Source organism: Lacinutrix neustonica, assembly GCF_026625145.1.
Taxonomy (GTDB): domain Bacteria; phylum Bacteroidota; class Bacteroidia; order Flavobacteriales; family Flavobacteriaceae; genus Lacinutrix; species Lacinutrix neustonica.
In genome coordinates this window covers 891,485-905,093 of sequence record NZ_CP113088.1, presented here as the reverse complement: position 1 = coordinate 905,093, position 13,609 = coordinate 891,485, and the positions used below count along the sequence as shown (strand labels likewise).

The window sequence follows — 13,609 nt, the reverse complement described above, 5'->3', positions numbered from 1 at the left end:
TTTTCGGCATTAAGCACAACGTTGATGTGTATGGTTAGTTGCGTGTTAAGCAACTAATATAGTAAACAAATACAAACCCGAGAAAATTCCGAAGGAATTTTCCAAATAAGCACTTGCCAAAGCAATTAATTATACACGGTGTTAGGGCAAGTTTTTTGCTTTGCCAATATCATCATCTGTTTTTAAAATTCCGTCTTTACCTTTCGAAATTAGAACATAGCTTAGTCCGTTTTCTTTTTGTTCGTAAAAGAACTCATTATTCCAATAATCCAATGTTATCTTTTTTCTCAATGGATTATTTCTAATTATAATGTTCAGTTTTTCAGGATAGATTCCAAGTGCTTTTTTTTCTTTTTCAAGAATCTGATCTATTTTGTCAATTTTTTCGACAGTTTTCCTCTGTCCATAATCAGAAAAGAAGAAAAACCTTACGACAATTATAAATAACAGTAAAATTCCAAATAATTTCCAAACAGGATGAATCATTAATTTTTTTGGAAGATTATTTTCCTTTTCATATTCACGTCTCGGCTTTTTTCCGTTTCGCAAATTTATAATCTTCGCGCCATAAAAGTAAATCTCCAATTATATCTAACATTCGGTTTTTATCAAATTTGCCCTAACGTTTTGTATATGGGCTGTGGCGTGTCTCGGCACAGACCTTTCCTTATAAAAACTGGCTTTGGAAAATCCGCAGGATTTTCCAAGTGTGGACTGACCAAGCCATAGCTTATATACGGTGTTGGCAACAGTTATTTTTTTAGTTCGATTATCCAATTCACTAAATATTCTTTAAATGAATTATCAATATCATAAATTTCATTTGTGAGTTGGTTGGTTCCTTTTTTTGTCATAAAGTGGTCTAACTTTTCGATTTCTTTAAATTCAATATTTGTGTTTCCAATTCTATTTAGTTCGCTTTTACTTTGTTCGGGTCAACTAAAATATCTTCTTTTCCAATAATTACCAAAGTTGGAAAATCAATATTTTGATAGGTTTTTGTGTTATCAATTCGAGCAAATTCAACATTATGAGGCATAAGGTAATTAGAAAAGGATTTTTTATTCACGTTTACTTTTTTAGATTCCTTCTTTCCAATTTTCCATAAATCCAAAGCACTTTTATTTGGGTTTTGGTCAATCAATTCATAAACATAATTTAAAGCGTTTATTCGTTCTTCTGTGCTTTTTCCAATTATTAACTTGTCATAATTTTTAATTCCATTTTCAATTTGATATTTCAATAATTCTCTTGGCTTTTCGATTGGTGCTGACCATTGAATTAAAAAATCAGGTTTTACATTGTGTTCAATTGATAGGGTTGTAACTATTCCACCTAAGCTGTGACCTAAAAAGCCTATAATTTTGTTTTTAGTGAATTTTGAATTTTTAAATTCGCTGTAAATTTCAATGAAATCATTTGTGTAAACTTTTGGTTGGTCATTATATTCTCCTGTAGATTTTCCAACTCCTCTTTTGTCAAATTTGAATACACCAATATTATTTTCAAGCAAATACTCGGTTAAGTAATTATGAGCTTTTTGGGATATTTTTCCAGTTCCTGATATAATTACTAAGATTTTATTATATTCAGATTTTGGTGTTAATAGTGTTCCGAAAACTGTGATTTTTTCATCTACTTTTTTATTTATTTCTGCAATGTTATAACTTTGAATATTCTCTATTTCCTTTTCATTATCGAACTTTTCTTGACAAAAAATCAAGTTTGAAATGAATAGGATTAATATTATCGGAATGTTTTTCATAATTATTGCCAACGTTTCGTGTAAAGTAAGTACGGGTTTGATTGCGGGGATTTTCCGTAGGAAAATCGGAAGCAAGCAAACACGAACTGCCTTTAGGTTAAGCCATAAAAGTAGTATTTATTTTACACATTGTTAGCCCACGTTATTTTATTTTTCTCCGAGATGGCTTTCCAGCTCCGCAAAGTTTTGTTTTATGTACTTATCGATTTTTTTTTTTGTGAGTTACGATTTGCCGTTTGCTATATCAATCCGCCGTAAGAGTTGCGTTTTGCTATGGTCAGAAAACGCTTGAGTAATCCTTTTTTAATCTTTTACACATATAGTTTTGCAGCAATGTAAATCAGTCTGTCGCAAGAGTGTCGTGTTGTGCTATTATCCGAAATCGGTTGAGTAAGTAGGAGAGAAGCGTTGTTTTTTTATTTTTAAACCACTTTTAAGCAACTTTAGGATTTTTTTTCGAGCCGAGTGGGCATGTGGGCTAACGGTTCGTGTAAGGTAAGTACGGGTTTGTATGCGGGGATTTTCCGTAGGAAAATCCGAAGCAAGCAAACACAAACTGCCTTTAGGTTAAGCCATAAAAGTAGTATTTATTTTACACATTGTTAGCCCACGTTATTTTATTTTTCTCCATATGGTTTTGCAGCTCCGCAGAGTTTTGTTTTACGTGCTACTATTGATTTTATCTTTTGTGCGTTACGATTTGCCGTTTGCTATATAAATCCGTCGTAAGAGTTGCGTTTTTCTAAGGTCAGAAAATGCTTGAGTAATCATTTTTTAATCTTTTACGCATACAGTTTTGCCGCAACGTAAAAGAGTCCGTCGCAACAGTGTCGCGTTGTGTTTTATCCGAAATAGGTTGAGTGAGCACATGAGAAGTGTTGTTTTTTTATTTTTAAACCACTTTTAAGCAACTTTAGAATTTTTTTTCGAGCCGAGTAGGCATGTGGGCTAACGGTCAAGTATAAGAGCAGTAGCGGATTTCAAGGCGATTACCTGTTCGATACTACCAAAGTTTATCTAATGCACAGAACTTCGATTTATCCCTTCACCCGCTATTGCTCTTATACAATGTTGTGTGTAGCTTTTAGTTCATAGAATGTAAGCCCACTGTATTTCCTTCAGAGTCAATAAATAACGCTGAAAATCCGTGTTCTCCAAGTGCCATTCTTGGTTGTATTATTTTACCACCTGCTTTTTCTACTCGGCTTATTTCTACAGAACAATCATCTGATGCTAAATAAACGATAGTACCACCGACTCCAGGCTTAATTTGTTCCATTTTCACTAATGCTCCGCTAATATTTTCCTTCCCTTCTACCCAAGGAAAACTTAGCATTTGCATTTCACCCATACCTTCGGCATTTGTAGAGGTGTCAATTGAATATTTAAAATTGTTTCGTAGAATTTTTGTGCTCTGTTCATATCTTCTACATAAATTTCTACCCATGTGAATGGGTTTTTAGCGCTTGTTGTCATAATATTTGATTTATAACTAATGATTTATCTATGCTGGTCAATTAAAATGTTATTTCCGTCAGGATCAGTCAACGTGATGTGCCCTGGACCCGTTGTAGTTTCGTCTGCAACTTTCGTTAATTCGATTCCGGCTTCTTTTAACTGTTTTTGAATATCCCTTACATCATCAAATTTATCAATATTTTGTGCGTTTTCGTCCCAGCCCGGATTAAAGGTGATAATATTGTCTTCAAACATTCCTTGAAACAGACCAATAACAGCGTTACCATTTTTTAAAACAACCCATTTTTGGTCTATATTCCCTCCTTTGTCTTTAAACCCTAGTTTTTTATAAAATTCTACTGATTTGTGGATGTCTTTCACTGCCGAGACTAATTGAAAATGCTCCTAATTTCATATTCATTTGATGTTAGTTTAATTTTTTAGGTTTTGGTTTTTTAAGTTACACACAACGGTTCGTGTAAGGTAAGTACGGGTTAGTGTGCGGGGATTTTCCGTAGGAAAATCCGAAGCAAGCTAACACGAACTGCCTTTAGGTTAAGCCATAAAAGTAGTATTTATTTTACACATTGTTAGCCCACGTTATTTTATTTTTCTCCATATGGCTTTGCAGCTCCGCAGAGTTTTGTTTTACGTGCTACTATTGATTTTATCTTTTGTGCGTTACGATTTGCCGTTTGCTATATAAATCCGCCGCAAGAGTTGCGTTTTACTGATGTCAGAAAAGGATTGAGTATGATATTTTATTTCACATACAGTTTTGCCGAAACGTTAAAGAGTCCGTCTCAACAGTGTCGCGTTGTGTTTTATCCGAAATAGGTTGAGTGAGCAGGTGAGAAGCGTTGTTTTTTTTATTTTTAAATCACTTTTAAGCAACTTTAGAATTTTTTTTCGAGCCGAGTGGGCATGTGGGCTAACGGCTTCGGCTATGAGTAGTTGCGTGAGTTAGTACTTAACTTTGCAAGTACACACCAAACTGAAAATCCGCGAGGATTTTCAGAAGAAGGCAAGAACAAGCAATTACTTATAGCCATTGTTGTACGCTGGCTTTAATTCGGCCAATTTTCGTTGGTTATTTCTATTTCAGTTCGGTCGAAATAAACATCATAAGTATTAGTCAATCCGAAGGCAATGTCAGCAAATGTTTTAATCAAGTCGTGATATCTTCTTGGTACAGAAACATTTCCATTATTATCATAATTTGGAAATGGAATTGGGCATCTACCTCCATCTACAACGCAATAAGATGTTCTAAAAACTAATGCATCGTTATAGAAAAAATCAAGATAATGAGAAACACCAGGATTGTCATCTGGATTATTTCGTGCCCAAGGTCGGTCAACTCTGTCTTCAGCATTTCCAACGTCAATTCCCCAAGCAATCGTAATAGATAAATCTTCTTTGTACGAAGCAACGTCCGAATGTTCTCTGTGAGTTATCACATTTTCATTTCCGTTAAATACTTCCCAAAAAGTAAATTGATTTCGGTAAGATGGTCCGAGAACCGTGTCCCCAACACGCAATTCTATTCCAATCGTCTCGTGAAGAGCCTATGAATGTGTCTAAAAGTTCATTTAAAGTCATAATTTTTTATTTAGAGTTTGTTTTTCAGCTTGCGTACAACGGTTCGTGTATGATAAGTTGCGTAGTTTGAGTGCGGGGATTTTCCGTAGGAAAATCAGACGCAAGCAAACAAGCAACTACCATTGTGCTAGCCCAAAATAGCAATTTTTTATACACCGTGTTAGTCCACGTTATTTTATTTCATAACAGTTGGATTTCCAGTTTCGCAAAGTATTGTTTTACAGATAGCTATTGATTTTATATTTTGAAGGTTAAGATATGCCGCTTTTAATAGCAATCCGCCGTAATAGTTTCGTGTTGTTTAAGTCAGAATACGGTTGAGTAATAAACTTAGAGCGGCATCAGCTTTTTACATCTATCTTTGCCGCAACGTAAAAGTGTCCGTCGCAACAGTGGCGCGTAGTGCTATTATCCGAAATCGGTTGAGTAAGAAGGTGAGAAGCGTTGTTTTTCACTTTTAAACCACTTTTAAACCACTTTTAAGCAACTTTAGGATTTTTTTTCGAGCCGAGTGGGCATGTGGGCTAACGTTAAGTGTAAGGATAGTTGCGTGATTAAGCCTCTAAAATAGTAAATATTAACGAACCGGAGGAAAATCCGTTAGGATTTTCCGAGTAAGAAGGAACCAAGCAATTATATTTACACACTGTTGTGTACAGTGCTTTATATTTTATATTCCATTTATCACACCGAATGGTATCCGTTCGCGATATTACATTTTACTTTAAACAGCGATTTTAGAATCATATATTTATCCGTAATAGGAGCAGAGCAGTAGTCGGCGACCGTCACGCATTTAAGTTGTCAGAAAGCGATTGAGTGGTAGAACCGTTGCGCATTGCTCCGTTTTGCTATTTAATCCGTTTACAAACCCTTATTTTACGTAATAATTACGTGTTAATTTTTTTGATAAAAATTAATGCTTTAGAGTATTAGTTTTAGCGAATTTGGGTTTTTTGTGAGCCGAGTGAGCCATTGTACACAACGTTGATGTGTATGGTTAGTTGCGTGGTTAAGCAACTAATTTAGCAAATAAATCACAGATAGAATATTCCGCAGGAATGTTCGTAAGTCGGCAGTGCCCAAGCAATTAATTATACACGGTGTTACCAACTGTGTTTTCTTTTTGGGATTTCATAAAAAATATACACTCCTTCTTCAACTAGAACCTCAATACTGTCAGGAATAGCAGGAATGGAATCATTTATAATTTCGTTTTTAAGTGTACCATTCTCGATTTTTAATTTCGGTCTGATTGAGGATGTATAAATATGAATTGAAGAATATTTAGTATCCAAATCTAGAACTGCAAATCTTTTTAAATCCGGGTAAATAATCTTTACTTTATGATTACCAGTATTTCTATCCAATATACCTATCTCTATTTTTTTGTAGATACTGTCCATAGATTCGTAATAGTAATCTACTTCTTCATATTTATCGCTAAGATTTGTTAAATCAGTCCTGTCTTTTCCCTCGAAAATAACATGATTTTCTTTCCCTGTTAAGTATATTCTAGTCATATTTGAAGTGTCCGCTTCGATGTCTTTAATTCTTTCAGCTCGTGACTCTTTGAATTTATTTCTAAAATCTTTCTTTTTATCATTTGTTAGATTTCTCCATACGCTCATCACTTTTTTATCTAACGTATCTAATTCAAGAGAAATATTTCTTGTTGGGTAGGCTTCGACATTAATATTAGTTATTTTTTGAAAATCCTTGTGTGGTTTACAGGATAAACTTAAAAGTAGGAATATTAGGAATATCGGTAGCGTTCTTCTCATTGTTGGTAACGGTTAGTATATGGCAAGTAGGGCAGTAGAAAGCGATGAACTTTCAATTTTGCTCTTAGCCAAAGCGTTGTATTTCGTTTTTATCTTATTCATTATAAAAGCCAAATCAACGATTTGGCGGTGTTTGTAAATAGTACTGAACTTTCGTTAATCACTGAATGCCCTATTTGCTATATACAGTGTTACCACACGTTTTATTTTGCCTGTTCCAAAAGTTCATAGTATAACTCTTTGTATGTGTCATATGCGTTTTTTTGCTTGAAATTAAGAGAGAACTGTTGTTCCCAAAGTTTTAAAAATAGAACCAAAAATGTCCAAACAGGACTGTCATCAGGCAAATTGACTTTCTGTAAAAAATTTTCAATCCTCACATCAATATTTGGATGTCGAGTACCACCATATAAGTCATTTCTTGAAAATAACATTGAAGCAAGACCAATGGTGATTGCTATAACTGTCGCATTTCTATTACGACAATTAATCAGCATTAGATCAATTGCTCTTGAGTCTGCTTCAAGTTCTAAATCCTTGATGGCATCATTTGAAAGACTATTTAATTGAATATTATTTATATGTTCATATTCGGCATGAGCGATTTCGTGATATAAAATAAAATTAAGGACTTCTACATATAGGTCGTTAGTTCTTAAGATGTAGTATCCTTCGTCAGTTTTTTCATCAAAATATTCCGGATTTGGGAAATAATCTTTATCCCATTCAGTATATACACGAATTAAAGATTTAGAGTAGTCAAATAATTCCTTCGACAAATCTAAAATATCCGTATTTTGTTTTTTTGGAGGCTCAATACCTTGCTTAAGGTAATCAGGTATAGCGATTCCTTCTTCGTGCATTACAAACATTGAAAAAGTAATTGACCATATATAAGAGAGAAATGTTTCGTGAATATTTATCTGACCACTACTTTCAATAAAGGGTGTTTGTTTTTCTATTAATGGAAGTTCTGCAATATGATACTTTATATGACTTTGTAGTTTAAAGTTTAATTGTAATTCATTAATCAGTTCTGTATTTCTTTCTACTAATCTATGAGTCAAATTGTGTTTTAAAACTCTAATTGGTTGAATTCCATTATGTGTATCTTTTTTTACGCTGACTTTCATTTAATGTGTGGTAACGGTTTTGGCTATGGTTTCGTTGCGTGAAAATCCGTGAAGATTTTCCGCCGTAAACCGAAGATAGCAAATTTGCGAGGACTTTCCGCCAGGAAAGTCAGAAGCAATGAACTATAGCCGGTGTTGTGCATAGTGTTTTTTTATTCAGTTCCGTATTCCATATTTAAGTCCAAAATTTTGTGTCCGAATATCTCTTTCTTTTCCAAATCCACAACAATTGTCAGAAATAAATTTTGTTTTTCAGTCGGAAGTAAAATATGGTCAAAGGTTTTTAAATCATTCCGATAAACTTTTTCCACGAGTTCTTTTTCGTAAACAATTCGGTTCACGATTTGATTTTCAGTCAGTTTTTTGACATAATTCCAAATGTCAATCGGCTCATCAATTTCCGTTTCGGTAATGTCAGTCATTCCATTACCAAAGGTTTTTTTAAATTCTATTTCGGTTAATTCTTGCGTCATTCTCGGACATTATGCACAACGGTCTAGTATAACCGTCAGTTACGGTTAAAATATACCAAAATATTCGGTTTGGCACTGACTTTAGCAATTCCGAGTGGATTCGGACGTAGTCGAATCCGCCGTAATTGCGGTTATACATTGTTGTGCGTAGGTTTTTTATTCATAAAATTTATTCAAGTCAATTATTTCAAATACATCTTTTTCTAGAGTTTCTTTTCCGTTGAAATATATGTATCTCCATTTAACTTGTGATGTGTCATTATTGATTTCAATTCGGTCGTTTGGGGTTATAATTCTAACTAATCTTTTGTCCGTATGTACAAATTGAATTTTCAAACTGTCAATCACTTCGAGCATTTGTCCGTTGTACCACATAACATCATCCGCAATAGTATAAAAATCATCTTCTCCATATTCTTTTTTCATTTCCGCTATCTGTATTGAGTCAGGCGAAATTCCGACAACTGTTTTTTCAGTTAGATTAATTTCAAAAAATTCGTTTTTATTTTCCGTTTTACACGAATAAAATAAAGTCAGAATTATAATTATTTTTAGGTATTTCATTTTCTCGACTTACGCACAACGGTCTCGGTATATGGCTCGTAGCGTGTAAATTAGAAATAAATATTCGGTTAGGCACGAGCCAAATTTTTTAATTTTCTTATTATCTTTTTTTTTCTATAAGCCAAATTAAAAAATTTGGCGGACTTGCAAATATGCCTTAACTTTGAATTAAGCAACTAATTAGCTATGAGCTATATACGTTGTTGTAGCCAGTTATTTTATTTATTACCAAACAAATAATTCCAGTTATCATCAACGTATTTATGGTTAAATTCTTTTTCAGAGTTCATATATCCTCCTTTTATCATTCTTTTGGTTGATAATTCATTTATTTTATCGAATGTCAAATTTTCATTATAGTAGTGAGTGAAATAGTAAAAAGTCATATCAATTCCGTCATTAATTATCCAATTGTTTGATAAACGTTCTGCTGATAGCACATTTACACTTCCTAGTGTGTCTTTTTTGTTGTCTAATCCGATACTCATTAATAGAATTACAGCCTTGTCAGAGTTTTCATTTATTAAAATATTATCATTTATTTTCCAGCTAAATTGATTCTTCAGAAACCAATATTTTGGATAATTCAATGAGTCAATTTGCCTGGCATTAATTGTATTTTCAAATTTTCTTATCAATTCATTTTTACCGCTAAAATCATTGTTGGAAATCCAATAATTATACTTATTTTCAAGTGATTCATCATTACAAGAAAAACAAATTAAACCTATCAGAAATATTAGAAAGGGTTTCGTATTCATTGGTTTTTTTTAATTGGCTACAACGTTTCGTGTAAAGTAAGTACGGGTTTGATTGCGGGGATTTTCCGTAGGAAAATCGGAAGCAAGCAAACACGAACTGCCTTTAGGTTAAGCCATAAAAGTAGTATTTATTTTACACATTGTTAGCCCACGTTATTTTATTTTTCTCCATATGGTTTTGCAGCTCCGCAGAGTTTTGTTTTACGTGCTATTATTGATTTTATCTTTTGTGGGTTACGATTTGCCGTTTGCTATATAAATCCGTCGTAAGAGTTGCGTTTTGCTATGGTCAGAAAACGCTTGAGTAATCTTTTTTTAAACTTTTACACATATAGTTTTGCAGCAATGTAAATCAGTCCGCCGCGAGAGTGTCGCGTTTTTCTTTTATCCGAAATAGATTGAGTGAGCAGGTGAGAAGCGTTATTTTTTTTACTTTTAAACCACTTTTAAGCAACTTTAGAATTTTTTTTCGAGCCGAGTGGGCATGTGGGCTAACGGTTCGTGTAAGGTAAGTACGGGTTAGTGTGCGGGGATTTTCCGTAGGAAAATCCGAAGCAAGCTAACACGAACAGCCTTTAGGTTAAGCCATAAAAGTAGTATTTATTTTACACATTGTTACCAACCGTTCTTGTAATTTACCCAGTTAGCCGTTTCGTATATCAATCCGCCGCAAAGATTGCGCATTGCTTTTGTCAGACCGAAATCAGTTTTTATGTATTTGATTAGCCGTAATGTAAATCAGTCCGCCTTAAGAGTTGCGCCAGGCTTAAATCCGTTTTTATTATAGCGTAGGAGTGAGGTTTGTCCGACGTAAGATTTACACTCTTATTTGCCGAGAATGTTATTGTAAAATTTTATCCGGTAACTTTAGTGGTTTTTATCCTTAGAGATTGTTTAAGAAGTGTTTTTTTTTAGAGCCGAGTGGCATGGTTGGTAACGTTTCGTGTAAGGTAAGTACGGGTTAGTGTGCGGGGATTTTCCGTAGGAAAATCCGAAGCAAGCTAACACGAACTGCCTTTAGGTTAAGTCATAAAAGTAGTATTTATTTTACACATTGTTAGCCCACGTTATTTTATTTTTCTCCATATGGCTTTGCAGCTCCGTAGAGTTTTGTTTTACGTGCTACTATTGATTTTATCTTTTGTGCGTTACGATTTGCCGTTTGCTATATAAATCCGCCGCAAGAGTTGCGTTTTACTAATGTCAGAAAAGGATTGAGTATGATATTTTATTTCACATACAGTTTTGCCGCAACGTTAAAGAGTCCGTCGCAACAGTGTCGTGTTGTGTTTTATCCGAAATAAGTTGAGTGAGCAGGTGAGAAGCGTTTTTTTTATTTTTAAACCACTTTTAAGCAACTTTAGAATTTTTTTTCGAGCCGAGTGGGTATGTGGGCTAACGTTAAGTGTAAGGATAGTTGCGTGATTAAGCCTCTAAAATAGTAAATATTAACGAACCGCGAGGAAAATCCGTTAGGATTTTCCGAGTAAGAAGGAACCAAGCAATTATTTTTACACACTGTTGTGTACAGTGCTTTATATTTTTTATTCCATTTATCACACCGAGTGGTATCCGTCGTCAATATTGCTTTTTGCTTTAAACAGCACTTTTAGAGTCATGTTTTTATACGTAATAGGAGCAGAGCTGTAGTCTGTTACAGTTGCGCATTTAAGTTGTCAGAAAGCGATTGAGTGGTAGTTCCGTTGCGTATTGCTCCGTTTTGCTATTTAATCCGTTTACAAACCGTTATTTTGCGTAATAATTACGTGTTAATTTTTTTGATAAAAATTAATGCTTTAGAGTATTAGTTTTAGCGAATTTGGTTTTTTTTTGAGCCGAGTGAGCCATTGTACACAACGGTTCTCGCTATGAACAGTTGCGTGGGTTAGCACGGACTTTTGCAAGTACACGCCAAGCTGAAAATTCCGCAGGAATTTTCAGGATAAGCCTGTAATAGCAATTTTTTATAGCCAATGTTGTGCATAGTTTTTTAGTTAAATTTCGATTTTATTTTATTCCGAGAATGAGCTTTTTTCAACGGAAAGTTTGTTAATGGATTCAGCTATTTTTTCCACTTGTCGTGTCTCGTGATTCCGTGAAATATAGTTCGTCAGTTAAATTTCCATTTCCGTTATGAGTCAAGATTAGTTGATTTCCAAATCCGTCCGCTCCGATTGCGATTCCATTTTCAGGAAACCCATTCCATTCACGAGCGTTTTTTGTTTCAAGTCCAATATGATTACAAGTCCGACTTATTCTTTTTCGGTCAGATTTATCAAAGAAAGGATATAGTTCAAATTCAAACTTGCCCGAAATCAATAATTCTCCACCATTTGATTTTATCATTCGGTTTTTAAATTCAGATGGGAATTTCACATTCAATTCCGATTCTGTTTCTGTTATATATTTTTCTTCTAATGGGAATGGCATTTTTTTAATCAGATATTAAAAATGAAACAATTAGTATTGCATAGGCAGTCCAATAAAATGATTGAAACCCTTTTGTGATTATACTTTGTTTATCAGCTAACCAATTATTGTTTGGATTCTTACGAACCACCTCTTTCACTAATTTGGTAACAGCGTATTTATTCCAAACAAAAATTATTGCTCCTACAAATAAAATAAATGTGATTTTTTCTAAAACTCCCATTTTCTCAAATTATGCACAACGGTTTTGTATATGATACGTTGCGTGGTTTAACACGTAATTTAGCAAATAAAAACCGGATAGAAAATCCGCGAGGATTTTCGTAAGTAAGCCTTCACTAGCAATGGATTATATACGTTGTTAGCAACTGGCTTTTGTTTCTTCAAAACTCTTTTTTGCTATTAAATTTGGGTCAGGATAAATGAATTCTGAATTAATACCCTCTTGTCTAATTTTATCTTTCACATAATCAGTTAATTTTTTGTTTATGTTATAGCATTTTGAAAATCTATAAATTACATCTTCTTTATTTCCAAATTGTTCGTTACCAACTTGTTCTATTGGTTTAAAAGGGTGAGAATTCCAAATAAAAACTCCTTCTTGATTTATAATATTCATACTGTTATTAAGTGAAAACTGTATGTCATTTTCTTCATTAATATCTGAGAAATAAGTCAATGGAAACTCAATTAGTCTTTCTATTTTCGTTACGAATTTTATTAGACTATCTTGGTGAAGCATTTTTGTTGCCATTTTAAGTCTGTCTCTTCCAAAGAATTTTTCCATTTCAGTTTGTTCAATTCCTTCAGATTCTCCATTTTGGATGACATTATCTTTTACGTGTCTCTCCATTTCCGAAATTCCTTTTTCAACGAGAGAGACTAAACTGGTTGAAATTAAATCCTTTTCCTCAATGTGGTATACACTAAAGTATTTTTCTATTTCTCTAGATTCATCCTTATATTCATTCACGTTTTCGGTAGCAAAATATAATGCGTTTTTGAAATTATTACTCCAATCTACTAAAGGTGTTGGGCAACCATAGTGTTGTAAAAAACTTAAAACTGCAATATCATTCTCTCGGGCTTATTCCATTTTTTTTGAAGAACTTTTCTAAAATTCCACCATTTTGTTTTTTTGCATTGCTGATAGTTTTTTCTATGAAAGTTTTATAGTCCGTACCGTTTTCATATAACTTTTCATTTATCCAATATCTTTGAAGTGAACTGTAAATTCTCCATTTCGCTTCTGTTACTCCTCGATAAAGTGTTGATTCCGAATTTTTATGTTGCTCATATATAGAATCAAAATCCTCTTTAGTGTCAATCATTATTTGCTCAAAAAAGAGAGCTTTTTGTAATGTTGTTTGATATTCAGTCATTAGCTCAATCGAAGAATGTGGTGGTGTCCATTGTGTTCCTTCGTAAGCTAAGAGAGAAGCTCTTACAACTGAGCTTACTGTAGATTCATCTACTGTTCCATCTGCTCTAAATTTGACTTTTATTAAATCTTCTAGCAAGTGATTTGACCAAATAGTTTTGACACCACCATTATTCAGCCAGTCAGCAAATAGCTTGATTCTAGAATTCAAATTTGATGATGTATCAACTTCTTTCATTTAGTTCGGATTTCAGCTTG

Annotated in this window: 15 protein-coding genes and 1 pseudogene; all 16 read right to left on the bottom strand. The window is 33.6% G+C overall.

Annotation, left to right across the window (positions count from 1 at the left end):
- Positions 1–141: 141 nt before the first annotated feature.
- Positions 142–549, bottom strand: coding sequence for a hypothetical protein (locus N7U66_RS04900; protein ID WP_267677567.1), 408 nt, complete (start codon positions 547–549; stop codon positions 142–144).
- Between the two features lie 361 nt (positions 550–910).
- A complete protein-coding gene (locus tag N7U66_RS04895) occupies positions 911–1,765 on the bottom strand; it encodes a serine aminopeptidase domain-containing protein (protein ID WP_267677566.1) in 855 nt (284 codons plus the stop codon).
- A gap of 1,084 nt (positions 1,766–2,849) precedes the next feature.
- On the bottom strand, positions 2,850–3,101 hold the full coding sequence (locus N7U66_RS04890) for a VOC family protein (protein WP_390886622.1): 252 nt from the start codon (positions 3,099–3,101) through the stop codon (positions 2,850–2,852).
- A complete protein-coding gene (locus tag N7U66_RS22460; RefSeq protein ID WP_390886642.1) occupies positions 3,095–3,187 on the bottom strand; it encodes a hypothetical protein in 93 nt (30 codons plus the stop codon). The genes N7U66_RS04890 and N7U66_RS22460 overlap by 7 nt, the downstream gene beginning before the upstream one ends.
- A gap of 78 nt (positions 3,188–3,265) precedes the next feature.
- A complete protein-coding gene (locus N7U66_RS04885) occupies positions 3,266–3,604 on the bottom strand; it encodes a VOC family protein (RefSeq protein ID WP_313791417.1) in 339 nt (112 codons plus the stop codon).
- A gap of 686 nt (positions 3,605–4,290) precedes the next feature.
- Positions 4,291–4,764, bottom strand: coding sequence for a hypothetical protein (locus N7U66_RS04880; protein WP_267677564.1), 474 nt, complete (start codon positions 4,762–4,764; stop codon positions 4,291–4,293).
- Between the two features lie 1,167 nt (positions 4,765–5,931).
- A complete protein-coding gene (locus N7U66_RS04875) occupies positions 5,932–6,609 on the bottom strand; it encodes a hypothetical protein (RefSeq protein WP_267677563.1) in 678 nt (225 codons plus the stop codon).
- Positions 6,610–6,812: 203 nt separating this feature from the next.
- The gene (locus N7U66_RS04870) at positions 6,813–7,742 is read right to left on the bottom strand and encodes a phage exclusion protein Lit family protein (protein ID WP_267677562.1); all 930 of its coding nucleotides are present in this window, start codon (positions 7,740–7,742) and stop codon (positions 6,813–6,815) included.
- Between the two features lie 152 nt (positions 7,743–7,894).
- Positions 7,895–8,215 (bottom strand): hypothetical protein, encoded by a 321-nt coding sequence (locus N7U66_RS04865; protein WP_267677561.1) that lies wholly within the window; start codon positions 8,213–8,215, stop codon positions 7,895–7,897.
- 156 nt (positions 8,216–8,371) lie between these two features.
- On the bottom strand, positions 8,372–8,779 hold the full coding sequence (locus N7U66_RS04860; protein WP_267677560.1) for a hypothetical protein: 408 nt from the start codon (positions 8,777–8,779) through the stop codon (positions 8,372–8,374).
- A 218-nt stretch (positions 8,780–8,997) separates the two neighbouring features.
- Positions 8,998–9,540: a hypothetical protein gene (locus N7U66_RS04855; protein ID WP_267677559.1), complete on the bottom strand. Its 543-nt coding sequence runs from the start codon at positions 9,538–9,540 to the stop codon at positions 8,998–9,000.
- A 2,058-nt stretch (positions 9,541–11,598) separates the two neighbouring features.
- On the bottom strand, positions 11,599–11,970 hold the full coding sequence (locus tag N7U66_RS04850; RefSeq protein WP_267677558.1) for an SMI1/KNR4 family protein: 372 nt from the start codon (positions 11,968–11,970) through the stop codon (positions 11,599–11,601).
- A gap of 4 nt (positions 11,971–11,974) precedes the next feature.
- Complete coding sequence (locus N7U66_RS04845) at positions 11,975–12,193, bottom strand: hypothetical protein (RefSeq protein WP_267677557.1); 219 nt, start codon at positions 12,191–12,193, stop codon at positions 11,975–11,977.
- 138 nt (positions 12,194–12,331) lie between these two features.
- Entirely contained in the window at positions 12,332–12,943 is a 612-nt protein-coding gene (locus tag N7U66_RS04840; RefSeq protein WP_267677556.1) for a hypothetical protein, read from the bottom strand.
- A gap of 45 nt (positions 12,944–12,988) precedes the next feature.
- Positions 12,989–13,042: pseudogene (locus N7U66_RS22455) on the bottom strand (hypothetical protein); the annotation flags it as partial.
- 1 nt (position 13,043) lies between these two features.
- Positions 13,044–13,589, bottom strand: a complete 546-nt coding sequence (locus tag N7U66_RS04835) for a hypothetical protein (RefSeq protein WP_267677555.1) — start codon at positions 13,587–13,589, stop codon at positions 13,044–13,046.
- Positions 13,590–13,609 lie beyond the last annotated feature (20 nt).